Consider the following 25,060-nt stretch of genomic DNA (forward strand, 5'->3'; position numbering starts at 1 on the left):
GGGCAAGAGTAGTACCGCTGAAACACCGGCCGAAATCACGGGCCGGGGCCCATAAGACCTTGAATTGCCGGGTGTCTGGAGAAACAACTCCACCATCCCCTATAAGTATTAGAGAATGAACCCGCTTAGGAGATAATCAGATGAGACTTTGTGTCGCAGGCGCTTCCGGCGCGTTCGGTATGAAACACATGGATGCCATCGCCGCCATCGAAGGCGCTGAAGTCACTTCAGTTGTTGGCACCAAAGAAGATGTGATCCGTGCCTTCGCCGAAGAGCGTGGCGTGCCCCACTACTGCACCGACCTGGCTGAAGCCCTGGCCCGTGACGACGTAGACGGCGTTATCCTGGCCACTCCGACCCAGATGCACGCTTCTCAGGCTATCCAGTGTCTGGAAGCCGGCAAGCACGTCATGGTCGAGATCCCGATGGCAGACAACATCGAAGACGCTCGTAAACTGGTCGAAGTGCAGCAGAAGACCGGTCTGGTTGCCATGGCGGGCCACACCCGTCGCTTCAACCCGAGCCACCAGTGGATCCACAACAAGATCATGGCTGGCGAACTGAAAGTTCAGCAGATGGACGTTCAGACCTACTTCTTCCGCCGCACCAACACCAACGCCAAGGGTCAGGCCCGCTCCTGGACCGACCACCTGCTGTGGCACCACGCCTGCCACACCGTTGACCTGTTCCAGTACCAGACCGGCGAAACCGCTGAGAAAGTCCAGGCTCTGGAAGGCCCGCACCATCCGGACCTGGGTATCGCCATGGACATGAGCATCGGCATGAAAGTACCGGGCGGCGCGATCTGCACCCTGTCCCTGTCTTTCAACAACGATGGTCCTTTCGGCACCTTCTTCCGTTACATCTGTGACAAGGGCACCTACATCGCCCGTTATGATGACCTGGTAGATGGCAACGAAAACCCGGTTGATCTGACTGGCGTTGCGGTTTCCAACAACGGTATCGAACTGCAGGACCGCGAATTTATCGCCGCAGTCAAAGAAGGCCGTGAACCCAATTCCAGCGTAGTTCAGTGCCTGCCAGCAATGGAAACACTGAACCGCCTGGAGCAGTGCCTGGCTGAAAGCTAAGCACGCTACTGACCGGCCCCTCCCCCCGGGGCCGGTTACTTCCCGTTACACCCTGCAGCGAAGAGGTCCGCACTGATGACTACGACTCTGGATCAGAAGTTCTCCAACCCCGGCATCGGCCTGGGCTGCATGAACCTCTCCCACGCCTACGGCACACCCGTGGCGGAAGACGAAGCGATCAATGCGCTGCATGCCGCGTTCGATATGGGCTACCGCCATTTCGACACCGCCACCCTGTACGGCGGCGGCAAGAATGAAACCCTGGTAGGCAAGGCGCTGAAAGAGAAGCGTCAGTCATTCTTCCTGGCGAGCAAGTGCGGCATGGAGATCAGCCAGGAGACTGGCAAGAAAGAGATCAACGGCCGTCCGGAAACGATCAAGCGCCAGTGCGAAGCCAGCCTGCGTCGTCTGCAGACTGAAACCATCGACCTGTATTACCTTCATCGCCTCGACCCCAATGTGGCGATTGAAGAGAGCGTAGGCGCTCTGTCCGACCTGGTACGCGAAGGCAAGATCGGCGCTATCGGCCTGTCCGAAGTATCCGCCACCACCCTCGCACGCGCGCAGCAGGAACACCCCATCGCCGCGCTGCAAACCGAATACTCACTCTGGTCCCGCAACCCTGAGATTGCGGTACTTGAGCATTGCCGCAACACCGGCACCGCATTTGTCGCTTTCAGCCCGCTGGCACGCGGATTTCTGACCAACAGCCTGCGTGACGTCAGCACGCTGGAAGCCAAGGATATCCGCAACAACATGCCGCGCTTCAACGCGGACAACTACGCGGAAAACCTGAAACTGCTCGACGAATACATCCAGATCGCCGAAACCGCGGGCTGCACCCCGGCTCAGCTGGCACTGGCCTGGGTTCAGGCACAGGGCGATTTCATCGTACCTATTCCCGGCACACGGTTCGCCTCTCACATGGAGGAAAACCTGGCCGCCGACACCGTTTCTCTCGACGCTGCCACACTGGACCGACTGAACGCCCTGATCAACCAGAGCACCGTTCACGGCCCGCGCTACAGCGAAGCGCAGCAGAAAGAGATCGATACTGAACAGTTTTGATGAAGCACCATGAGGTCTGTAACCAGGCCCTCAGGGTACCCCAACAACAAATCCAACTTAACGATAACAGCCATAACAACAACAAAAGCTAGGAAAGGCTTAAACGACACGAGGCGAAAACCATGAAAACAACTATGAAAACGGCCGTACTCTCCGCTGCAATCGCAGCCTCCAGCTTTGGTGCCAGCCAGGCACTGGCTGCGGATTACACCCTCCGCTTTGCACACTTCTTCCCGGCTGTTGCTGATGTCAGCAAGGACGTATTCCAGGAGTGGGCGAAAACCGTAGAGGCAGAGTCCAATGGCCGCATCGCCGTAGAGATGTATCCTTCCTCAACCCTGGCCAAACCGCCGGCACTGTATGATTCCACCGTAAACGGCATCGCTGATATGGCCGCTACTGTTCAGGGTTACACGGCTAACCGTTTTCCGCTGACCCAGGTCGTCGAACTGCCGGGCGTTGTTAAGAACGCGCAGCAGGGCTCCTGCGTCATTCAGAAGCTGTATGACGAAGGTCTGATCGCTGACGAATACAAGGACACCAAACCGCTGTTCATGTTCACCCACGGCCAGGGCCACTTCCACCTCAAGGATACCGTGGTCGAGAAGCCGGCCGACCTGGCAGGCAAGCGCATCCGCCGCCCGACCGCCGTGGTCGCGAACCTGCTTGAAGGCCTGGAAGCCCAGCCGGTCGGCATGCCGGCACCGGAGTCTTACCAGTCCATGCAGCGCGGTGTTATCGATGGCGTCGCCCTGCCGTGGGAAGGTATGAAGTCTTTCCGCCTGAACGAACTGGCCAACACGCACACCGAAATCGGTGGTCTGTACAGCCTCTCCTTCGTGGTTACCATGAACAACCGCGTCTACAACTCCATGCCGGATGACCTGAAAAAGGTTATCGATGACAACTCCGGTATGAAGTGGGCCGACAAGGCCGGTAAGGTATTCGACGAACTGGACGCCGCAGGCCGTAAAGACGCTGTTGCCGCAGGTCACACCATCGTTACCATTGAAGGTGGCGGTGAGAACCCGGATTGGAAACCGGTGCTTGATGCAGCGACTGAAACCTACCTGAGTGAGCTGGAAGAAAAAGGATTGCCCGCTCGTGACGTGTACGCACGGACCATGGAACTGGCAGAGCTCTGCCAGTAACAGGAACGGAGTAACCCATGAAACAGATTACGCGCCTGGTCGATGCTGTTGCGTCCGTGATGCAGCAGATAAGCGGAGTGCTAATCGTTGCGATGATGGTGACTGTCCTTCTGGACGTCACCACACGCTTCGTCTTTAAAGTGACTGACGGCGGCATCGATCTCACCTTTATCGGTGGGATCGAGATCATCAAGTACGGCCTGCTGTTTACCATTTTGTTCGCGCTGCCCTACTGCGTGGACCGCTCTCAGGTGGTTGTCGACCTGTTCACCGAGCGCCTCAGCGAGCGCCAGAAGTCGTTCCTTGAGGGGATCTACTTTCTCGGCTACACCCTGCTCGGCGCCGGTATGACGGTGCGCTTCTACGAGGCGATCCACGCGGCGGTCATGAGTGGTACCACCACCCAGGACCTGTTGATCCCGATGAACTACATCTACGCACTGACGATGTTTGCCACTGCGATGCTGGCCATCCGCGCCCTGCTGGTCGCCAAACAGCGTTTCTGCACTGCAATGGGGTTTAGCGCATGAGCTCTGCCACTATAGGTTTGATCTGCATCGGCCTGATGCTGGTCATGATGGCGCTGCGGGCACCTATTGCCTTGTCCATGGCGACCATCGGTTTTGTCGGTTTCTCCTGGATCATCGCTTTTGATCCGGCGATGGCCATTCTTGAAAACGGCCCGTTTGAAACCCTGTCCAACTACAGTTTCAGCCCCATCCCGATGTTTATCATGATGGGTGTGTTTGCCTCACGCGCGAAGATGTCTGATCAGCTGTTTTCGGGTGCCCGAGCACTGTTCGGCGCCTGGCGTGGCGGCATTTCGCTGGCGGCGATCCTCTCCTGCGGCATCTTCTCAGCCATTTCCGGCTCTTCCGTGGCAACGGCTGCGAGTATGTCCCGCGTGGCGCTGCCGGAGATGAAGAAACACGGTTATGCCGACTCTCTGGCCACCGGCACCCTGGCGGCAGGCGGTACACTCGGCATCATGATTCCGCCGTCCATCGCACTGCTGCTGTACGCTCTGATCACCGAGCAATCAGTGGGCGATATGTTCATCGCCGGCATGATCCCGGGTATTCTCGGACTGGTGCTTTACTGCGTTACCATCAGCCTCCTGGTCAAGTTCAAGCCCGAACTGGCAACGCCCGGTGAAGCGACCACCTTCCGTGAGAAACTGGTGGGTCTGAAGGGCCTGATCCCGTTCACCGGCGTGTTCGCCATCATCATCGGCGGTATCTATACCGGTATCTTCACACCGACGGAAGCGGCTGCCATCGGCGCCTTTGCCACCCTGATCGTGGCCATCTGGCGTGGCATGAACTTCGCCGAGTTCCGCGAGGCCCTGCAGGAAACCATGATCACTTCCGCCATGATCTTCTTTATGATCATCGGTGCAGAGATCTTCGGTTACTTCCTGAGCGTATCCCGCATCTCGTTTGAACTGGTGAGCTTCGTTGACAGCCTGAACCTGACGCCGTTCATGATCCTGATCAGCGTGCTGATCCTGTTCATGCTGCTCGGCTGCGTCATGGACAGTATCGCCATGCTGCTGCTGACCGTCCCGGTGGTCTATCCGCTGGTACAGGCGGCCGGCTTTGACCCGGTCTGGTTCGGTATCGTTGCCGTGATCACCGTGGAACTTGGCCTGATCACACCACCGGTGGGCATGAACGTGTTCGTCATCAAGGCGTTTGCGCCCGATGTCTCAATCGGTTCGATCTACAAGGGTGTTCTGCCTTTCGTACTGTCCGATATCGTACGTCTTGCACTGATCATCGCCTTCCCGGCGCTGGCCCTCGGCCTGCTCTAGGGTTTGTCACGACTGGCCGGGAGCGCAATGCTCCCGGCCTTTCCAACGGGTGAGGGACATGAAAACAACACCCCTCGGCAAAGCCTCTCCGCGCAGTATTTCCAACTACGCGCTTTATAGCGAAGCTCAGTCCGCCGACGATCCCGAGTTTATCCATATCGAGGATATTCCAAGCCGCGCCCGTCTTTTCGACTGGACTATCAACATCCATACCCACCCACGCATGTATCAGCTCGTGTATGTTCGCACCGGGCAGGTACGGGTCCATATCGATGGTGAAGAGCGCAGCGAGATCGCCCCCTGCATCATTACCATCCCCCCTTCCGTGGTACATGGCTTTGAGTTTGGGCGGGATGACACCAACGGTTCGGTGATCACCGTTTCCCAGCTGGTGATCATGGATGAGCAGTTCCAGCGCGACTTCCCGTTCGTTGAGGAGATGCTGTACACGCCGCAGATCGTTCCCCTGGGAGAGCACCCTGGCGATACCGAGTTTATCGGCCAACTTATCACCCAGATGGAAGAGGAATACCACGACCGTCGCACCGGCAAAAAGCAGATGTTTGAGTGGCTGCTCTATTCACTGCTGCTAAAAGTGGGCCGACGCATCCAGGCGAGCCGACGCGACCGGGATGAAGGCCACTACGAGCGTCTTTACCGCCTGCTCACCCAGCTGGTGGAACAGCACTACAGGGAGCATAAGCCGGCGTCCTTCTACGCCCAGGAGCTTCACACCACCACCACATCACTGAACCGGGCCTGTGCCGCCGTCGCAGACAAGACCCTCAGCGAGCTGCTGCATGATCGGCTGACCCTGGAGGCACAGCGCATGCTGATCTACTCCTCGGTACCTGTCTCCCTGATCGCCTACGACCTGGGGTTTAATGATCCGGCCTATTTTTCCCGCTTCTTCAAACGACGTACCGGTGTTGCACCGGTGTCCTTCAGAGAGATGCGCGACCGCAGCTAGGTACAGTTATTTCCCGCCACTGCGCTCAGGAAAGAGTGTCTCGATCACCCGCAGGTTGGAGCGTTCGATATGGGCTTTGAGCAGCGCACAGGCCTTTTCCTCATCACGCTGAAAGGCGGCTTCCACGATCGCCTCGTGCTCATCTCCTCCCGGCTGGGTATCGGCCAGGCTGATCAGTGACAGGCGACGAAAACGCTCGGACTGGTCATAGAGCGTGGAGATAAACCTCAGCTGCCACACAGACGGACAGCCCGATATCAGGGCCATGTGGAAGCGGCGATTTTCCCTGATCAGCTCACCGGCGTGCTCACTGTAATGCCCCTCCGCATTGCGGCGCACTGTCAGCTCCCGATGCCGGGCACCGGCTATATTGGCTTCCCAGTCCAGATCACCGTGCCGGATCGACTGGCGGAAGGCATCCACCTCCAGCATCTCGCGCAGGCGCGCCACATCCACGAACTCATCCACCGACACGGGTGCCGCCCAGTAGCCGCGCTGCCCTTTGCGTACCACCAACCCTTCTGCGGCAAGACGCGATAGCGATTCGCGCACCGGTGCGGCACTCGCGTTATAGCGGCCACTTAGCTGGGCGATAGACAGCTTACTGGAGGGCTCGATGGAACCATCAAGAATGTCGTTTCTCAGTTGTGTATAGGTACTGTTGTTATCTGGACTGTCGTCAGCATCCATCGTCTGTACTCGAAGATTGCAGCAAAACCCTGGGATAGCGATTGGCTGCGGCTAGTCGATACTCTCCGGCAGCCTCAGCCAAGTGCTAAAGAGTATTACAGAAAGCCACATACCGGACAAAACCAATTTAGATGCTATTTTTTATATTAGATAGGACTTAAAATATTTTATATCATTAGTCATCCAACATAAGCGACCGCCAGAACCACTCGCTGACTCCGGCGCCTATACTGAATTGAACCTAACCACCGGTGACAGAACGGAGCCCGCAGCCCCATGCCTGAACACTATTTCGAACGCAGCGGCAGCCAGGACACCCCTCCCAGGATTGAAGGCCTGGAGTTTATAGAACTGGCAACAGACCAGCCGCAGGAAACGGACCGGTTTCTACGCCTACTGGGCTTCATCCCGCGCGCCAGACATCGCAGCAAAGCGGTAACACTCTACCAGCAGGGCAGCATCAACCTGGTCGTGAATGCTACCGAAGGCAGCTTTGCCGCCGAGTACGCCTCGATTCACGGCAGCTCGGCCTGCGCCCTGGCCCTGAACACCCAGGACGCCAGCAGTACCTACCAAAACCTGCTCGGGCGCGGCGCCTGGGAGAGCGGCACCTCGGCCGGCGCCATGGAGCTGAACATACCGGCCATCGAGTCGATCGGCGGTTCACAGATCTATCTGATAGATCGCTATGCCGAAGGGATAAGCATCTATGACATCGACTTTAAACCGCTGCCGGATGCGGGCGAGGATCCGGGGCTGCTTAACGCCATCACCGGCCTGACCCTGACGATGGAGCCCGCGCGCGTCGCCGACTGGCGCGACTTTTTCCGTCAGCTGTTTGGGTTTGAACCGGTCAGTGAAGATTGCCTGGCATTGGATAAACAGACCCGCATCCAACTGGATGGCAGCGGCGCGGCCGACCTTGCTGACGAGCGGATCGGCGCCGTGGAGTTCAGCGCAGCCGATCTTGCGGCAACCCAGCGGCATTTCGCCAGCCAGGGGCTGAGCATCAAAGCAGCAGGCGACGGGGATCGTTTCGAAGTCATACCGCCCTCTGCTGCCCTCTCCTTTCGCGTATTCATCTCCCGCTAGGCGGGTCTGGAGCCAACCAACATGCAAAGCCCCAACTTTGCCATCAGCACACTCAGCCTTACCGGCAGCCTGGACGAAAAGCTCATTGCGATTAAACATGCAGGTTTCAGTGCAGTAGAACTCGGCGCTCTTGATTTGTCAGGATCCGCTGAAGGCGTTTCAGGATCGATCCAGCGGGTCAAACAGAGCGGACTCAAAATCAGCGCGCTGCAGGAGGTGAAGGATTTCGGCGGCCACTCCGGCCGGATACTGGCCTATAAGATGGAGCTGGCGAAGTCTTACCTGCAGCTAATGAGCAAACTGGGCTGCAAACTGCTGATTGTGACCCCGGCCACCTCTACACAGATGAAGCTGGACATCGAGCGGGTCGCTTCCGATCTGCGCGCCCTCGCAACCCTGGCCATCCCGAAAGGGATCCGCATCGGCTTCAAGCCGCTTTCCTGGTCACCCAGCGTCAGTAATTACGCTGCCGCCTGGGAGGTCATACAGCGCGCAGACAACAGCAATCTGGGGTTGGTGCTGGATAGCTATCAGTTACTGGCACAGATGAACAGCCCGCAAAGCCTTGAAGATATACCGGCCTCAGCGATCAGCCTGGTGCAGCTTTCCGATTTCGCCAGCACCTCGGTCCCGCTGATGGAGGATCAGATAAACATCGCCCGCCACCACCGCCTTTATCCCGGTGAAGGCAGCCACGGTGTCGCGATCAGCGAGTTGGTGAGCTACTGTCTCGGCAAGGGCTACACGGGCGATTTCATCTTCGACGTTTACAACGACAAGTATCTTGCCCTGTCACCTGAGGAATCGATCCAGCACGCCGTGCATGCCAGGGAGTGGATACTCGAACGCATCGGGCATTAACACCGCTCAGACAGGTCCCGCGCAATAAACAAGAAGCCCGATCAAAAGACCGGGCTTCTTTCCTCGCAACAAGCATCACTTATCCTGACGCCCTGGCCATGCTGTGACTGATCAGGAAAAATCGTCCTGATCCGATACCTCATAAAAACGCGACTGGGCAGCAAAACGGATATGCGCGTTGGCTTCACCATAGCGGCTGTAGCCGGCCTTGCGCTCCACCACCTCGAAGAACACGCCGTGTGTCTCCTGAGTGTAGAAATGGAAGAACTCACCGCCGTTTTCATCGCGATCGTAGAGCACATTGAGGCTTTGCAACCGTTCCAGCAGCTCCGCATCCAGCGCGAATTTCGCTTCGATATCGCGGTAGTAGTTCGCCGGTACCGGCAGCACCTTGTCCTGATCCACGCCGGAGGCCGCGGCAAAGATATCCTCACACTCGAAGGCGACCTGCTGGAAGCCGGAGCCCCTTGAGCGCTGAATAAAGCGCTGCGGCGATGCCTGGCGCGCCTCACTCATATTGATCGGGATACGCACCTTGCCGTTACGACTTACCGCAGTGCGGCTCACCACAAGACCGTAAATATCCGGCAGATCCTGGCTCGGCTCGATGCTGAAATCGAACAGCGACTTGTAGAAGAACGAAGCAGACAGAAAATCGGTGTTCGCCACCGACTGTCCCAGGTGATCGATGCGACCAAGACCCAGACCCTTTCCGCTATCCGTCACCGGAATGAAGTCGATATCGAAGAAGCGGAACTTGCCGCCACGCTCAACAAAATAAACCAGGCTATCGCCCACGCCACGCACGGCAGGAATGTTCAGCTCACCCGGCCCGGCCTGATTGGCAAAGCGGGACAGCTGATAACGCTCGGCTCGATCCAGCGTCGCCTTCAGATCATTGGTGGCCAATGCCAGTGCGCACACCGACACCCCGTGCAGCTGAAAGTGCTCACGGGCGAGACTCTCCGGCTCACGGTTCAGCACCAGGTTGATGTCACCCTGGCGCATCAGGCTCACGTTCTTGGAGCGGTGTTTATGGGTTTCACGGAAGCCCAGGCTCTGCAGCAGCTTGACCAGCTCCTCGCCGCTATCACCCTCGACCGCGAACTCCACAAACTCCACATCGGTAATTTCCGGCTCGGGCGCTTCCTCTGTCTTACTGGTCTGCTCTTCGAGCCAGATCAGGGAACGCACACCATCGATCGCCTTTTCTTTCGGCGAGGAGGAGCGGAATTCATCATTGAAGATCTCGTGGGAGAGGTAGTCGTCGAAGCCCTTGTCCTTCAGGCACTGCACGAACTCAACCACTGGCAGGTCGCCCTGTCCCGGGAAGCAGCGGAAATGGCGGCTGTACTGCAGCACATCCATCTGCATGATCGGCGCATCCGCTACCTGGACCAGGGCAATCTTGTCGACCGGTATCTCATCACGCAGGCAGTCCAGCGTATTGCCACGGGCGAACATGTGAAAGGTATCCAGGTTGATACCCAGCGCAGGATGATCGGCACGCTTGACCAGATCCCAGGCATCCTCGTAGTCGGCAATATACCGCCCCCAGGCCAGCGCCTCGTAACCGGCCCTGAGCCCTTCACGCGATGCCATCTCGGCGATTTCATGCAGGTCAGCAGCGCACTGGGCACGATCGCTGCTGGCCAGTGGCGACACATTGCTGCACATCAGCAGGCGATCGGTGCCCAGCTCGTGCATCAGGTCAAACTTGCGCTGGATGTAATAGAGCTTCTGGCTACGGTAGGGCTCCGGCATCCCCTCCATATCACGGAAAGGCTGTAGAGCGATGATCTCAAGCCCCAGATCCTCTGCCATGCGGCGCACATCGGCCGGTGATCCATTGAACTGGGTCAGGTCGTTCTCGAAGATTTCTATACCCTGAAACCCGGCAGCGGCGGCCGCTTCCAGCTTGGCGGGCAAGGAGCCGGACAGGGTTACAGTGGCTAGTGCCTTCTTCATTCTTATCCTCGCATCTAACTGATGGCTGTCAGCTGGGAGACAGTATATGCAACGCCTGCCAACCGCGCCGGAATCGGCAAAAATAAAAATATCCTATATTTTTCTTTTTACCCAATCAAATGAATTAGATAACACTTGAATAAAAAACTAGCAGCTCTTAATTTTGAATCGACCTGACATAAAGGTTATTTCACAATCCCGGGCATAAGGGTAAGAATGGTGGGCCGCCCCTGCCCGTCTGCGGGCTACCTGTTTCATGGAGAGAAAGATGCTCGCTGTTTTATCAATCACCGCGCCGATATTCCTGCTGATCGGCCTGGGTTACCTGGCCGTCAAGGTTCGCCTGATGCCCCAGGAGGCGATTCCTGGCCTTGGCCGCTTCGTACTCTATTTCGCTCTGCCGGCACTGATGTTCAGCACCATTTCCCGAATGGATTTCGGTCAGGTTATCGAGCCCAACTACCTGTCGGTGTATGCGCTGGGGTCACTGCTGGCACTGCTTATCGGCATCGGTATCAATAAGCTGGTACTGCGAAAACCGCTGATCGAAAGCGGCGTAATGGGGATAGGCATGTCGATCCCCAACAGCGCCTTTATCGGCTTTCCGATACTGCTGCAGGTGTTCGATACACAGATAGCCCAGGCATTTGCCCTGTCGATCATGGTGGAGAACATTCTCATCCTGCCGCTGGCACTGATTATCATCGAGTCAGGTCGACGTTCGGAAAAGAGCAGCCTGGCCGGCATCTGGCTGTCGGTATTTTCACGCATCATCCGCAACCCCCTTATCATAGCCATCGCCAGCGGCCTGCTGTTCTCCTCCCTGTCATTGCAACTGCCGGAGATGGTTAACCAGAGCCTGGATATGCTTGCCCGCGCCTCGGCTGCAACCGCCCTGTTTGTGATCGGCGGTTCGCTGGTCGGCACACAGATCCGCGGCAATCTTTACGGTATAGGCACCGTAGTGAGTGCAAAGCTACTGCTGCACCCGCTGCTTGTTGCCTTTGCCCTCTGGCTCTGGCCTCCTTTCGACAGCGATCTGGAAATGGCGGTATTACTGATCGCCGCCATGCCGATGATGAGCATCTTCCCCATCATCGGCAGCAGCTACGGCCTGAGCAGCATCTGCGCCAGCATACTGCTGTTAACCACAGTGACCTCCTTTTTCACCATCACCGCGCTTCTCAGCGTTTTGACCTGAACGCAGCCTCCCCCGAGAACAGAAAAGGCCGGTGAGCAATTGCCCACCGGCCTTTTTTTATATCCGTATCAGTAAAACTGATCAGAGCTCCGGGATCTTCTGCGCCCCTTTACTGATGTGATCGCTCAGCACTTCGACTGCAAGTTCGACATCATCGCCGAGCAACGCGTCGAGCAGCTGACGATGCTCCTCTGCTGCCGCCTGACCACGGAAGGGGCGTTTGTTCAGAGCCAACAGCTGATAACGCATGGACAGCTCGAGAATCTGCGCATGGTATCGCATCAACTGATTGGAGCCGCAGTTGGAAACAATCGCCTGATGAAATTCGCGATCGGCACGCTCCCACTCCTGAACGTGAGCGGTCTCATCCTCCATCATCAGTTTTTCCATACAGCCCAGACGATAATGGGTACTGATCAGCTTCGCTTTCCAGTCCATCTGCCCGCCCGTGTTGGCCATCGACTTGCGCAACCCCAGGGTTTCCAGGGTACGGCGGAGCTCAACGAGTTCCTCAAGATCCTGGATCGATACCGGTTTGACCCGGAATCCCTTCTGCCCCTCAACTTCAACAAAACCATCAGACACCAGGCGCATCAGCGTCTCGCGCAAGGTGTTTACGCTGACGCCATAATCGACGCGCAAGGCGTTCAATTTGAGCTTCTGCCCGGGAGACAGTTTTCCCTGCATGATATGGCTGCGGATCTGTTCGTAAGCCGACTGCCCTACAAGCTTACGTTCCACACTAATGTTCATACCGGTCACCGGCACCTCTGTGTTTTTACCTCATGTTACACCAGTCGGGACATGAAAGCCGCGCCCGGCGTTTACGCCTTATCTGAACCCGCAAAAAAACAGGGGGGGAGTCCCCCCCCAGCAAAAAGGCCTTGCAGGTAAACAGGCCAATCCATCAGCGCCGAGGCCAAGCCTGATGGCAAAGAGAACGTTTAAACTCAGTCGATCAGATCGCTATGAATATCAAATTCCTCGCGGAACCGTTTGATCGCTTCTGCCGGGTCCACCTTCATATCGGTAAATATTTCAAAGGCATCGAGCCCCTGGTAGATAAACAGGTCAAACCCGGAAACCAGCTCCAGACCCTTGCCGTGAGCCGCCTTGAGAAACTCGGTATCCAGCGGTGTATACACCGCATCGAACGCCCAGGCCTGACCGCCAAACAGCTCGAGCGGCAGCGGATTACCCGGGGTTTTGTAATGACCGATCGGCGTGCAGTTGACCAGGCCATCTGCGCTGCGTGCCGCGTCGGCGAGCTCTTCCTTGCCAACGACACGGGCCTTCCTGCCTGACGCATTCAATGCGTCACACAGCGAACGGGCACCCGCTTCATTAAGGTCGAATAACAGAACCTCTGTCGCGCCCACGTCAAACACACCGAATGCGACAGCACGGCCGACACCGCCGGCACCGATAATCAGCACACGACCGGCCGGCGCATCACCCCGGCGCCCGCGGTAGCCACGGATGAAACCGGTGTAATCGGTATTCGCGGCACTCACCTGATCACGCAGCGAAAGGGTGTTGGTTGAGCCGACAAGCTTGACCGCATCATTAACCTGGTCAGCATGAGAAACGGCAATCTGTTTATACGGAAAAGTGACATTGGTACCGCTATAACCTTCCGCCCGCATCTGCTCCAGCGTTTCGGCAAACGCTTCGGGACTCTCGTCACGCGGCTCGTGCAGCTGATAACTCACATCGACTCCGTAGACCTCTCCCAGCAGCATGTGCAAAGCGGGGGCGCGGGATTTGGCGATCGACTGTCCAATGAGACCCAGCTTGATCATTTCTTCTTCTCCTGTCTGTTTAACACGGGCCGACTTTGTACTTTCAGCAAAACTTTAGAACATTTCGTGCGGCATAAGCGTCGTTCCGCCAAGGAGCTATCCTTGTAACGTAACAACCGAAGTTGCTGGTTTCTCTCTCCAGCGTTTTGACAACTGACGGCAGCCAGCGGCCAAAGTATATGGCAAAACCTAAAATATAGGGTATTTTTTAATTAAACCTACAAACTTGACCCTAGTCAATTGTATTGCTAGCCTCCTACAATGCTTTGCATTAGGCCGGTAAAATCCACACCCCTGGTGAAACGACCCGCAGAGGTCCTCCGGCAAACAAAACGACAACAGCAGTCGGCGCTGGCACCCTCAGGCTCTAACGCGCCTCTGCTAGAAAACAATAAGGAAAACAGCTCATGAAGTTTTCGAAGAAGGCACTCGCCGCCCTGGCCACACCCGTTATCGCAGGCTTCCTGTCCACCCAGGTCAGCGCTGCAGATATCACCCTGACCCTGGCTCACGTCGATCCGCCCGAGTGGCAAACATCGAAAAAAGGAGCCGCCTCCCAGGTATTCAAGGAAGTTGTCGAAGCCGAGTCCGGCGGTCGTATCGAGGTGAATGTTTACCCGAACGGCCAGCTAGGTGGTGAAACCGATCTGATCCAGTCCGCTCAGGATGGCACACTGAGCATGGTGATGGTCTCTGGCGCTTTCAGCAAAGTCTGTAAAGAAGCAGCGGTACTCGACACCCCTTACCTCTTCCCTTCTGCACCTGTGGCCTGGGAAGTACTGGATGGTCAGTTTGGTGAGGACCTGTCCCAGCACTGCCTGGAGAAAACCGGCCTGCGCACCCTTGCGTACGGCGAAACCGGCTTCCGCAACTTCACCAACTCCAAGCGCCCGGTCAGCGAACCCAAGGATCTGGAAGGTCTGAAGATCCGCGTCATGACCGTGCCCCTGTTTGTCGAGATGGTGAAATCCATGGGCGGCGAACCCACACCTATCGCCTGGCCCGAAGTGCCTTCTGCCCTGTCCACAGGCGTGGTTGATGGCCAGGAAAACCCGGTAAGCGTGATCGCAGCCAATAAGTTCTATGAGCTGCAGAAATACATCACGCTGGACCGGCACATCTACGGTGCTGACTTCCTGGTGATCAACGAAAACCTGTTCCAGGGTCTGGACGCAAAGGATCAGGCCCTGGTCAGTCAGGCAGCAAAAATTGCAGGTACCGTTGGTCGCGCAATCCAGCAGCTGAACTCCGCCCGAGGCCTCGGTGAACTGGCCGACAACGGCATGGAGATCACCGCCCTTAGCGCCGAGCAACAGGCCAAGTTCCAGGCTGCAGCCCAGCCCGCCGTTATCGAATGGCTGAAAACTGAAATCGAACCGGAATGGATCGACAAAGCACTGAACGCCGTTAAGGATGCAACGGCTAACTGATAATCCCTCCAACTGGCGCTGAAGGGGGTCTTCGGCGCCAGCCTCCTGAACGCTTATCCCGGGCAGACCCCTATGAAATCTCTGTTTAAAAAATTCCTGGCCTTTGCCACCGGCGGATCGCTTGCCGTCGTGTTCGGCGTTGTGCTGATCAGTAGCCTTTCCCGTTACCTGCTGAATTCACCGATTCAGTGGAGTGAAGAAGTGGCCAAATACGGCATGATCTACGGCACCATGTTCGGCATGGTTCTCTGCTACCTGGAAGACATCCACGTCAAGTTTGGCTTCCTGAAAAGCGGCATTCCCACGGTGATCACCCGCATTCTGAACCTGGTTCTGGACCTGATCACCCTGGGAACAGGTGGCGTACTGGCCTGGTCCGGTTATCTGTTCGTCATGAAACGCGGCGGCATTGACGCCCCGGGTACCGGCCTGCCGATGAGCGTTTTCCAGTCGGCAATGGTGGTTGGCGGCGTGTGCCTGGTCATCGCCGCCCTGATCCAGATCCCCTCCCACTTCAAGGCTCAGCGGTACGAGGCAGAGGCATAACATGATCGGTTTTATCGTACTTCTTATCCTGCTGGTGATAGGCAGCCCCGTTGCATTTGCCATCCTTCTGGCCGTGCTGACCCACATGGCTGACACGCCATTTCCGACAAGCCTGATCAGCCAGCGCATTTTTGCAGGCCTGGACTCCTTCGCCATCCTGGCGATTCCACTCTTTGTCCTCGCCGGCGAGCTGATGAACGAAAGCGGCATCACCAGCCGTATCATCAAATTCGCCAGCGCCTGTGTCGGCCATATGCGCGCAGGGCTTGCACAGGTTAACATCTGGGCATCGGTCATCTTTGCCGGCCTGTCTGGCTCCGCCGTAGCGGACACCTCAGCCCTGGGCCGCATCTTCATTCCCGAGATGGAGAAACGCGGCTATCCGCGGGACTTCGCCGCTGCACTAACGGCTGCGTCTTCGGTCATCGGTCCGATGATTCCGCCCAGTATCCCGGTGATCATTTACGCGCTGATCACCTCCGGTGTATCTGTACCTGCCCTGTTCCTGGCGGGTGTTGCGCCCGGCATTCTGCTGGCGATCGGCCTGTCCGTTTACGTACGCACTTTCGCTGGCCACTACGAGCAGCAGCATGAGCCCCTGCCCTGGAAAGATCGTTTCAAAGCGCTGATCGATGCCTGGGTACCGCTGTTCATGCCGATCTTTATCGTCGGCTCCATCCTCACCGGTATCGTGACACCGACCGAAGCAGCCGCGCTCGCCGGCGGCTATGCCCTGCTCGCCGGCATGTTCATCCTCAAGAGCCTGCGAATCAGCCAGCTGCCACGCATCTTTGTTACCGCCATGCGCGACTCCTCGGTGATCCTGATCATCATTGCGGTGGTCTCACTCGCCAACTGGATGCTGACCTTCTCCCAGGTACCGCAGAAAGTCAGCGAGATGGTGCTTGCCGAGATCAGCAGCCCCTGGGTGTTCCTGCTGATGGTGAACGTTATCCTGCTCGTGGTCGGCCTGTTCCTGGAAGGGATCGCCGCGATGCTGATCCTGCTGCCGATTCTGCACCCGATTGCGATGAGCTTCGGCATCGATCCGGTTCACTTCGGTATCGTCGTTATCTTTAACCTGATGATCGGCCTGATCACGCCGCCGATGGGCATCTGTCTGTTCGTATCCAATTCCATCGCCAATGTGGGCATAGGCGCCCTGTCGCGCCGCATCATGCCCCTGTTCCTCGTAGAACTGCTAGTATTGGCGATCATCACATTTGTCCCGCAGACCGTGACCTTCCTGCCACGACTGTTCGGATTCTAAGGCTAAGGAGCAAACACTTGAGCAAGTTGATCTACGTCCTCAACGGCCCCAACCTGAATCTGCTGGGTAAGCGACAGCCGGAGATTTACGGCAGCGAAACGCTGGCGGATGTCGAAACACGGATGCGGGAGAAAGCGGCCAGCAAGTCGCTGGAGGTTGAGTTTTTCCAGAGCAACTATGAAGGCGCTCTGGTGGAGAAGATTCACGAGGCGCGGGAAAAGGCAGCGGGCATCATTATCAACCCGGCGGCGTATAGCCACACGTCCGTAGCCATTCTGGATGCGCTGAACACCTTCGACAACCCAGTTGTGGAGGTTCACATCTCGAACATTCACAAGCGCGAAGGGTTCCGGCACCACAGCTATGTATCCTCCAGGGCCGAAGGCGTTATCGCGGGCCTCGGCACCCTCGGTTACCTGCTGGCACTGGATTACTTCGCCGAGTAAAAAAGATGTACCCCGGGGGCACAGGCTTGCGTTTCACGCGCTAAGCCTGTGCCCCCCGGGATCTTAAACGCTAGCCGTGAGCAATCGGCTTGTCGGTAAACAGATAATCCTTTAATTCCTTATCGAAAGTCGGATCCCGTCGGCGGATCCATTCCAGCACCATCGCCGCGTGCTCCTTTTCTTCATCGCGATTATGCTTGAGTATCGCTTTCAGCTCCGCATCCTTGCAGGCATCCACCCGCTGGTTATACCAGTCCACCGCCTCGATCTCCTCCATCAGTGATACGATCGCACGATGCATGTCGCGGGTTTCATCGGACAGCTCTTCTATCGGCTCATGGTAGCCTTCGTTTGCCATAGCGGAATCTCCTTGGTGCCTGCCAACCTGATACCGGCCGCCGTAGAGCCCGGCAGCCCTGACGCACTTTGAACCTGCATCTGTACCCTAGTACCTGCAACGGCTTACGGCCAGCCAAGGTAACTCGATCAAGACGAACAGGTCAGGCAGATCGCACCCGCCCAATCCGGCGGCTGCTGGGCGTAATGATCAAGATTCGGATGGATGGATCCAGGATCACGCAGCAGGGGCAAGAGATCATTCAGCGGCCTGTAATCCCCCGCATGAGCCGCGCGGATCACCTCTTCCGCCATGTAGTTACGCAGGATATAACGCGGATTCACCGCCTTCATCTGCGCCTGGCGGATAGGCGCACTGGCCACCTCCCGTGCCAGCCGCTGCCGATAAGCCTCAACCCAATCGGCAAGCGCCGAAGGCTCGGGACTGAGCGCCATGAGATCGGTGAGACCCGCATCATCGCCATCACCTAGCTCAGATAACCTGTAGAAGAAACGGGTCATATCGAGCCGCTGCTCTGCAGCCAGCTTTTTCAGCCCGGCGATCAGCTCCGCATCACCCGACTCCTCCTGCTGCAGCCCCAGCCGTGCGCGCATCCGTTTCTGCTCATAGTACCGGTATCGCCCCATAAAAGTTGTCAGCGCCTGTTCCAGCTCCTGCTGGGGCACCAGGGGCACCAGGGCCTGGGCAAAGGCACTCAGATTCCAGAGCACGATCTCCGGCTGCTTTTCGAAGGCGTAACGGCTTTCGTGGTCATTCTTGTTACTGACAAAGTCAGGGATGTACTGATCCAGGAAAGTGTAGGGACCATAGTCAAAGGTCTCACCGAGGATCGACATGTTATCGGTGTTTAATACGCCATGAACGAAACCGTAGCATTGCCAGAGCGCGACCAGCTCGGCGGTACGCTCCTGGACCTCCAGATAGAGCGCTAGATAGGGGTTGTCAGCTTTCGCGCAATCCGGGTAATAACGCTCGATGGAGTAATCCGCCAGTACTTTAAGTTCGTCGTATTGGCGGGTGTAGTAGAAGTACTCGAAATGTCCAAAACGGATGTGACAGGGCGTTACCCGGGCCAACAGTGCACAGGGCTCCATACCGTTACGCTGGGTGAACTGCTCACTGGCGATCAGGCACAGTGCCCGGGTGGTCGGTATACCCAGCCCCGCCATCGCCTCGCCAGCCAGGTATTCACGGATACTGGAACGCAGCACCGCACGGCCATCCCCAAAGCGGGAAAACGCAGTACGACCGGCACCTTTCAGGTGAATATCCAGCCGCTCACCTGCCGGATTAACCACCTCACCCAGCAAAAGACCACGACCATCACCGAGATCCGGGTTATAGAAGCCGAACTGATGCCCGGTGTACTTCATAGCCAGCGGATCGGCACCGGGTATGGGCTGATCGCCGTTAAGAAACGGCACCAGCTCGCGCGGGTCCAGTTCACAGGGATCTAGACCGAGCATCGCCGCCACCTGCGGATTGAAACTGGCCAGATGCGCCCCTTTGAGCGGCATCGGCTCCCTGCGCTGGTACCAGCGTTCCGGCAACCGGGCATAGGAGTTATCAAAATTCAGCCCTTCCAGCCCCGCACTCTTAGCCTTCATATCCATCGCCAACCTCATATTCTCAATCAAAAATACCCTAGCATTTTTATCGACTATTTTCAGCCACATCCACTGCCCGGATATTGGTAGGGACTGGCCGATGAAAGGAATAGATCTGCTTTGTATTAAAACCGACCAGCCGGGGAGATGAATTGCAAACCGCAGGCCAGAGAGCGGCCGCCCTCATACAGGAGCAAAACAAGAGGTAACAAACGATTTATAAACGACGTGGAAATGCCAAATAGCGATAAACGATTCGGCTATTAAATAAACAGCTGTTTATTAGATTGGATTCTTTCAGCAGAAATATAAAGCACGGGAAAAGTCAGAGCAAAGCAGGATTAAATGTGCCGTGACCTGGAAAAACCCCAGACGCAAAAAAGGCTCCCGAAGGAGCCTTTTCTCAGATCAATCTCTTAGGAAGAGATTAGAAGCTTACGTTGTAACCAACAACGAATACGTCTTCAACTTCCAGAGCATCGTCGGTGTCAGCAGAAGTGTACTGAGCCTTGATGGAAGCTTTGTTGCTCAGAGCGTGAGAAACGTATACGCCCCACTCGTCTGCGTTTACGTCAGAAGAACCTTTAGCTTCTTCGTCGTATTCCATGTAGGAGATACCGAAGTTGGTGTTCTCCAGCGCGTAATCGGCAGCCAGGGTCCACAGGTCAGTGTTGACAGCTGCGTTAGTAGCGATCAGGCCAGCGCCAACGCTATCAGCTTCAGCGTAAGTACCGGTGAAGGTGAAGCTAGCTACAGCGTAGCTCAGAGCCAGACCAATGTACTCAGCATCGTTAGCAGCGTTCGGGCCAGCAACGTCACCTGAGCCATCGAAGTTCCAGTAACCCAGATCAGCATTGAAACCGCCGATAGAGTAGTTAGCACCAACCAGGTAGCCATCTACGTCTTCGTTGTCGTTTTCAGTGAAGTTTTTGCCAGAGTCACCCTGAGCAGCGATACCAGCGTAAGCGCTGAAGCCGCCGAAAGTCGGGGTGATGTAGGCAGCCGCAGTGATGCGGTCCGGGTTTCTCATGAAGTAGTCAGTAGAAACAGACTCGGAGTACAGGTCGTTCGCTTCAGTAGCGTCTACCGGGTTGGTGAAACGGCCAGCGATAACAGTACCGAAACCACCGGTCAGACCAACGTTAGCCTTACGAACTGAAGCCGGGTCAGTTTCACCGAAAGTGCCAGACGGGTTGTATTCGAGTTCGATGTTGTAGAAAGAAGATACGCCATCGATGTAAGTAGCGTCAGAACCTTTAACACCGATACGAGCGTCGTCGATCTGGATGTCAGCGTCCTGGTTGTCGCCGAAAACACCTTCAACTTCTACGTTACCGTACAGAGTAGCGTCAGCCTGAGCTACGACCGGAGCGGTCATCGCGCCAGCAACAGCCAGAGCAATCAGTGACTTTTTCATCAAATTTCCCCTTCAGTATTCAACTTACTAGTAGTGAATTCTAGTTTTTCATCAGCACACCGGAGTGCCACTAACGAAAATACTATAGTTCCTGATTATTTCAAACCAGTGAATGAACTTTTTTGATTTAAGCCAATCATCTGGTTTGTAACACTTTTTCCTTTTCTGCAGACCTGAACACTTGAGCCTTGGCCGTGTGTTTCTTGTTGCTCTGCAACTACTTTAAAGCGAGTACTTAAATGCCTCGACCGCGTTAATGCTTCCGAGCACCTAAATTGACCGCATTACAACACAGCCCCCAGATCGGTGCAAGCCTTTGTAATGGCTGATTTCCAGTACTTTACCCGGTTAATTTTCAAAGTCTCAGGCCAGTTCCTGAAGACGCTTTTTGAGTCTCTTTTCAGAAACGCTGAAGCGAGTCCCAAGCTGCTGGGCAAACAGCGACACCCGGTACTCTTCCAGCCACCAGCGAAACTCCAGTATGTCGCTACTCAACGCATCTTTAGAGCGCGCCTCTTCCAGCCGCTTTTTATATTGCTGTTCAAACTGTTGCAGCTGATCGGACAGGAGTACCTGCTGGCGCAGATCCCTCTGGTATTTCTCCAGGCGTATTTCGATGCCCTCGAGATAGCGCGGATACTGGCTGAGCCACGGGTCCGGCGTGTCAGACAGGTAGCGCTCATGCATCAGGCCGTTTAACTGGGCCTTGATATCGTTCAGCACCGGAACAGCCCGCAGATCTATGCGTCCGTTCAGCGCTTTCTCGATTTTGTGCAGGCTCTGGTGGCAGGTCAGCGCAAACTCACAGAGCGCATCCGCCTGATCAGCCAGATTGCCTTTCACCTTTTCCAGGGCAAGATTGAATTCACTTTCACTGCGCAGGATTTGATCGTCTGTCAGCTCTGCCGCCCGCAGGGCAGCTTTGAGCAGAAGTTCATCTTCAAAACGTTTGCGGTTAAAACGTTTTCCACTTTGCAGAAGGATTTTATCCATGCCCGGCAGCTTGCGGCGTACATACTTGACCGTTTCCGGGATACTCAGCAGAAACAGCCGAGCCTGGGCGCGACGGGTTTTGACCTGCGCTTCATCGGCAGAGCTGCTCAGTTTCAGGGTCAGCGTGTCACCGCACTCTTCAAGGGTCGGGTACGCCTCTATTTCGATGCCGCCGGCCTGCTTGACGTGAACGGACTCTTCCAGCCTGCCGAAGGTCCAGCGGGTGATGCCCTCTTCCCCCCAGCTTTTGTCTCCACCGCTCTGCATCGCCTGCTCAGCCTGACCGGCAAAACGCTGATTCAGGCGTTCCCAGTCACGGTTCTCACCCAGGGCTTTACCCTCGCTGTCGGTCAACCTGATATTGAAGCGCTGATGGGGCTCCAGCGATGCCTTCCGCAACAGCTCCGGATCCACCTTATGGCCACTCATTCTGAGCAGCTGGTGACTCAGCGCTTCGTAAAGGTCGCCATCACCGAAAACGACGGTCTCGCAGAAGGCGCGGGCATAATCCGGCACCGGCACAAAGTATTTGCGCTCCTGTTTTGGCAGCCCCTTAAGAATGGCGACCACCTTATCCTCCAGCATTCCCGGTACCAGCCATTCCATACGTTTTTGCGGCAGCACCTTGAGCAACGGCAGCGGGCTGACCAGGGTCACCCCATCCCGGTCAGAGGCCGGGTCGAAGAGGTAGTCCAGTGTCAGATCCACACCTTCTACCTTTATATGGTCCGGATAGGCGTTATCACTGACATGGTCGGCAGAGCGCTGGAGAATATCCGCCTCGGTCATTTTCAGGAGATCCGGTTTCTCTTTGGCGACCTTCTTGTACCACTTTTCAAAGCCGGCCCCATTGACCACCTGGCCACCACCGAGCTGCTCGAAACGCTCGGCATAGAACTGATACAGCGTCTCTTCATCCACCAGCAGATCGCGGCGACGGGATTTGGACTCCATCGCCTCGACACTGTCGAGCAGCGCACGGTTATGGTGAAAGAAAGCCGCCCGGGTGTGGAATTCGCCTTCAACCAGCGCGCTGCGCAAAAAGATCTCGTGGGCCGCCTGCGGATCGATGCGGCCGTAATTGACCTTACGCTTGGGCACGATGATCAGGCCAAACAGGGTCACCTGTTCCGTCGCCACCACCTGGGCCCGCTTTTTCTCCCAATGCGGCTCGGACCAGCTGCGTTTGACCAGGTGCTCCGCCGGCGTCTCGATCCATTCCGGCTCGATCTTCGCCACCTGATGCGCATAGAGTTTGCTGGTTTCAAGCAGCTCCGCCGCGATCACCCACTTGGGGTTCTTTTTGAACAGCCCGGATCCCGGGAAAATGCGAAAACGCCGGTTACGGGCACCCAGATACTCGCCCTTTTCAACCAGGTTACCGATATGACTCAACAGGCCCGCCAGCAGCGAACGATGGATCGGTGTGTACTCCGCCGGTTCGCTGTTCTCTCTGAGTTTGAGCTCCTTGATACTCAGATGAAGCTGGCGATGAACATCGCGCCACTCACGCATCCGCATGTAGGAGATAAAGTGCTTCTGGCACCAGTTACGCAGCTGGTTCTGACTCAGCTGTTCACGCTGTTCTTCGAACAGGTTCCAGAGATTAAGCAGGGTAATAAAGTCCGAGTGATCGTCGCTGTACAGTTTGTGCTTCTCATCCGCCGCCTGGCGTTTGTCGTGGGGACGCTCTCGCGGATCCTGCACACTCAGCGCGCTGGCAATAATCAGCACCTCTTTCAGCGCGTCATATTGCGCCGCCTCGATCACCATCCGGGCGATGCGCGGATCCACCGGCAGACGCGCCAGTTGACGACCTACCTGTGTCAGACGGCGGTTGCCATCCACGGCCCCCAACTCTTCGAGCAGTTTGAAGCCATCATTGACGAAACGGGAATCGGGCGGATCAACAAAGGGGAAGTCACTGATATCGCCGAGCTTGAGCTGCAGCATCTGCAGAATAACCGCGGCCAGATTGGTACGGCGGATCTCCGCATCGGTAAATTCAGGACGGTTATTAAAGTCATCCTCGGAATAGAGTCGGATACAGGTACCGGGCGCCACTCGACCACAACGCCCTGCCCGCTGGTTGGCACTGGCCTGGGAGATCGCCTCCACCGGCAGACGCTGCACCTTGGAGCGGTAGCTGTAGCGGGAAATGCGTGCCAGCCCCGGGTCTATGACGTAACGGATGCCCGGCACGGTCAGCGAGGTTTCCGCTACGTTGGTGGAGAGCACTATGCGCCGGCCCGCAGCGCGGGAACCGTGAAAGACCCGGTTCTGCTCTTTCAGCGACAGGCGGGCATATAAAGGGATCACCTCGGTATCGCGCAGCTGCGCCTTGCGCAGAAGATCCGCCGTTTCGCGGATCTCCCGCTCGCCGGGCAGGAATACCAGGATATCACCGGGGCCGGCTTCTTTTTTCTGCCGGTCGATCTGGGTCAGCTCATCGACGGCGGCGAGTATGCCCTGTTGTAGGTCCAGCGCCTTTTCATCCTCGCCCTCCATTTCATGCAGGGGGCGATAGAGCGTATCGACCGGGTAGGTGCGTCCCGATACCTCGATGACCGGAGCATTATCAAAATGCCGGGAGAAGCGCTCCAGATCGATGGTGGCCGAGGTAATGATCACCTTGAGGTTTGGCCTACGCGGCACGATCCGTTTGATATAGCCAAGCAGGAAATCGATATTGAGGCTGCGCTCGTGGGCCTCATCGATAATCAGTACCTCGTACTGCTCCAGGAACCGGTCGTGCTGGGTTTCCGCCAGCAGGATACCGTCGGTCATCAATTTGACCTGGGTAGAGTCCGATACCTGGTCATGAAAACGCACCTGGTAACCGACCCGCTCGCCCAGCGTGGTGTTCATCTCTTCAGCGATACGTGCCGCCACATTGCGCGCCGCCAGACGGCGCGGCTGGGTGTGGCCGATCATCCCTTCGCAGCCGTATCCGAGCTCAAGGCAGATCTTGGGAATCTGGGTGGTTTTGCCGGAACCGGTCTCGCCGGCGATCACCACCACCTGGTTATCACGAATCGCCTCCAGCAGCTCTTCGCGCCGGGCTGATACCGGCAGGTCCGGGTAATTGATGCGGGTGGATAACGCGCGCTTGAACTCAACTTTGGCACAGGATTCGGCGATCGCTTCGGCCAATGCAGCGGTATCCGCCTCCCCCGCCGATTTGCGCGCAAGCTCATCGAGCCGCCGACGCAGGCGAAAGCGATCAGCGATACGGCACTGGGGAATCAGGGAACGAAGTTCTGCGATGGCGGATGTCAAAACGCGT

General features: G+C 56.7%; 21 protein-coding genes. 13 read left to right on the plus strand and 8 right to left on the minus strand.

Annotated features, from left to right (window positions below):
* The first annotated feature begins 140 nt into the window (after nucleotides 1-140).
* From ACQUQP_RS14460 to ACQUQP_RS14485, 6 genes are all read left to right on the plus strand, one after another.
* Nucleotides 141-1,091, plus strand: coding sequence for a Gfo/Idh/MocA family oxidoreductase (locus ACQUQP_RS14460; RefSeq protein WP_432695737.1), 951 nt, complete (start codon nucleotides 141-143; stop codon nucleotides 1,089-1,091).
* Nucleotides 1,092-1,166: 75 nt separating this feature from the next.
* The gene (locus ACQUQP_RS14465) at nucleotides 1,167-2,159 is read left to right on the plus strand and encodes an aldo/keto reductase (RefSeq protein WP_432695738.1); all 993 of its coding nucleotides are present in this window, start codon (nucleotides 1,167-1,169) and stop codon (nucleotides 2,157-2,159) included.
* Nucleotides 2,160-2,281: 122 nt separating this feature from the next.
* Nucleotides 2,282-3,310 (plus strand): TRAP transporter substrate-binding protein, encoded by a 1,029-nt coding sequence (locus ACQUQP_RS14470; protein WP_432695739.1) that lies wholly within the window; start codon nucleotides 2,282-2,284, stop codon nucleotides 3,308-3,310.
* A gap of 17 nt (nucleotides 3,311-3,327) precedes the next feature.
* Nucleotides 3,328-3,840 carry a TRAP transporter small permease gene (locus tag ACQUQP_RS14475; RefSeq protein ID WP_432695740.1) on the plus strand — a complete coding sequence of 171 codons (513 nt, stop codon included), beginning with the start codon at nucleotides 3,328-3,330 and terminating at the stop codon, nucleotides 3,838-3,840.
* Nucleotides 3,837-5,123 (plus strand): TRAP transporter large permease, encoded by a 1,287-nt coding sequence (locus ACQUQP_RS14480; RefSeq protein ID WP_432695741.1) that lies wholly within the window; start codon nucleotides 3,837-3,839, stop codon nucleotides 5,121-5,123. The genes ACQUQP_RS14475 and ACQUQP_RS14480 overlap by 4 nt, the downstream gene beginning before the upstream one ends.
* A gap of 58 nt (nucleotides 5,124-5,181) precedes the next feature.
* On the plus strand, nucleotides 5,182-6,093 hold the full coding sequence (locus ACQUQP_RS14485; protein ID WP_432695742.1) for a helix-turn-helix domain-containing protein: 912 nt from the start codon (nucleotides 5,182-5,184) through the stop codon (nucleotides 6,091-6,093).
* 6 nt (nucleotides 6,094-6,099) lie between these two features.
* On the opposite strand, the gene ACQUQP_RS14490 is transcribed toward ACQUQP_RS14485, so the two are convergent.
* Nucleotides 6,100-6,783, minus strand: coding sequence for a GntR family transcriptional regulator (locus tag ACQUQP_RS14490; protein WP_432695743.1), 684 nt, complete (start codon nucleotides 6,781-6,783; stop codon nucleotides 6,100-6,102).
* 276 nt (nucleotides 6,784-7,059) lie between these two features.
* Between ACQUQP_RS14490 and ACQUQP_RS14495 the strand changes: the two genes are divergently transcribed.
* Nucleotides 7,060-7,875 carry a hypothetical protein gene (locus ACQUQP_RS14495; RefSeq protein WP_432695744.1) on the plus strand — a complete coding sequence of 272 codons (816 nt, stop codon included), beginning with the start codon at nucleotides 7,060-7,062 and terminating at the stop codon, nucleotides 7,873-7,875.
* 21 nt (nucleotides 7,876-7,896) lie between these two features.
* Nucleotides 7,897-8,736: a sugar phosphate isomerase/epimerase family protein gene (locus ACQUQP_RS14500; RefSeq protein ID WP_432695745.1), complete on the plus strand. Its 840-nt coding sequence runs from the start codon at nucleotides 7,897-7,899 to the stop codon at nucleotides 8,734-8,736.
* A gap of 111 nt (nucleotides 8,737-8,847) precedes the next feature.
* Here the strand turns inward: ACQUQP_RS14500 and ACQUQP_RS14505 are convergent, their stop codons facing one another.
* On the minus strand, nucleotides 8,848-10,704 hold the full coding sequence (locus ACQUQP_RS14505; RefSeq protein WP_432695746.1) for a bifunctional sugar phosphate isomerase/epimerase/4-hydroxyphenylpyruvate dioxygenase family protein: 1,857 nt from the start codon (nucleotides 10,702-10,704) through the stop codon (nucleotides 8,848-8,850).
* A 268-nt stretch (nucleotides 10,705-10,972) separates the two neighbouring features.
* On the opposite strand from ACQUQP_RS14505, the gene ACQUQP_RS14510 reads away from it, so the two are divergent.
* Nucleotides 10,973-11,905, plus strand: coding sequence for an AEC family transporter (locus ACQUQP_RS14510; protein WP_432695747.1), 933 nt, complete (start codon nucleotides 10,973-10,975; stop codon nucleotides 11,903-11,905).
* 81 nt (nucleotides 11,906-11,986) lie between these two features.
* Here ACQUQP_RS14510 and ACQUQP_RS14515 read toward each other — a convergent pair whose 3' ends face one another.
* Together ACQUQP_RS14515 and ACQUQP_RS14520 are read right to left on the minus strand one after the other, a co-directional pair.
* Nucleotides 11,987-12,658, minus strand: coding sequence for a GntR family transcriptional regulator (locus ACQUQP_RS14515; protein WP_432695748.1), 672 nt, complete (start codon nucleotides 12,656-12,658; stop codon nucleotides 11,987-11,989).
* A gap of 197 nt (nucleotides 12,659-12,855) precedes the next feature.
* Complete coding sequence (locus ACQUQP_RS14520; protein WP_432695749.1) at nucleotides 12,856-13,707, minus strand: shikimate dehydrogenase family protein; 852 nt, start codon at nucleotides 13,705-13,707, stop codon at nucleotides 12,856-12,858.
* A 407-nt stretch (nucleotides 13,708-14,114) separates the two neighbouring features.
* On the opposite strand from ACQUQP_RS14520, the gene ACQUQP_RS14525 reads away from it, so the two are divergent.
* From ACQUQP_RS14525 to aroQ, 4 genes are all read left to right on the plus strand, one after another.
* On the plus strand, nucleotides 14,115-15,137 hold the full coding sequence (locus ACQUQP_RS14525; RefSeq protein ID WP_432695750.1) for a DctP family TRAP transporter solute-binding subunit: 1,023 nt from the start codon (nucleotides 14,115-14,117) through the stop codon (nucleotides 15,135-15,137).
* Nucleotides 15,138-15,209: 72 nt separating this feature from the next.
* Complete coding sequence (locus ACQUQP_RS14530; RefSeq protein ID WP_432695751.1) at nucleotides 15,210-15,683, plus strand: TRAP transporter small permease; 474 nt, start codon at nucleotides 15,210-15,212, stop codon at nucleotides 15,681-15,683.
* A 1-nt stretch (nucleotide 15,684) separates the two neighbouring features.
* Complete coding sequence (locus tag ACQUQP_RS14535) at nucleotides 15,685-16,953, plus strand: TRAP transporter large permease (protein WP_432695752.1); 1,269 nt, start codon at nucleotides 15,685-15,687, stop codon at nucleotides 16,951-16,953.
* A gap of 17 nt (nucleotides 16,954-16,970) precedes the next feature.
* Nucleotides 16,971-17,399 (plus strand): type II 3-dehydroquinate dehydratase, encoded by a 429-nt coding sequence (aroQ, locus tag ACQUQP_RS14540; RefSeq protein ID WP_432695753.1) that lies wholly within the window; start codon nucleotides 16,971-16,973, stop codon nucleotides 17,397-17,399.
* A gap of 70 nt (nucleotides 17,400-17,469) precedes the next feature.
* Here the strand turns inward: aroQ and ACQUQP_RS14545 are convergent, their stop codons facing one another.
* The 4 genes from ACQUQP_RS14545 to hrpA form a co-directional block, all read right to left on the minus strand.
* Nucleotides 17,470-17,757, minus strand: a complete 288-nt coding sequence (locus ACQUQP_RS14545; protein WP_432695754.1) for an encapsulin-associated ferritin-like protein — start codon at nucleotides 17,755-17,757, stop codon at nucleotides 17,470-17,472.
* A gap of 128 nt (nucleotides 17,758-17,885) precedes the next feature.
* The gene (locus tag ACQUQP_RS14550) at nucleotides 17,886-19,370 is read right to left on the minus strand and encodes a protein adenylyltransferase SelO (RefSeq protein WP_432695755.1); all 1,485 of its coding nucleotides are present in this window, start codon (nucleotides 19,368-19,370) and stop codon (nucleotides 17,886-17,888) included.
* Nucleotides 19,371-19,791: 421 nt separating this feature from the next.
* On the minus strand, nucleotides 19,792-20,781 hold the full coding sequence (locus ACQUQP_RS14555) for a porin (protein ID WP_432695756.1): 990 nt from the start codon (nucleotides 20,779-20,781) through the stop codon (nucleotides 19,792-19,794).
* A gap of 363 nt (nucleotides 20,782-21,144) precedes the next feature.
* Nucleotides 21,145-25,053 carry an ATP-dependent RNA helicase HrpA gene (hrpA, locus tag ACQUQP_RS14560; RefSeq protein ID WP_432695757.1) on the minus strand — a complete coding sequence of 1,303 codons (3,909 nt, stop codon included), beginning with the start codon at nucleotides 25,051-25,053 and terminating at the stop codon, nucleotides 21,145-21,147.
* Between the last annotated feature and the right edge of the window lie 7 nt (nucleotides 25,054-25,060).

The organism is Marinobacterium sp. YM272 (assembly GCF_050908845.1).
Classification (GTDB): domain Bacteria; phylum Pseudomonadota; class Gammaproteobacteria; order Pseudomonadales; family Balneatricaceae; genus Marinobacterium_D.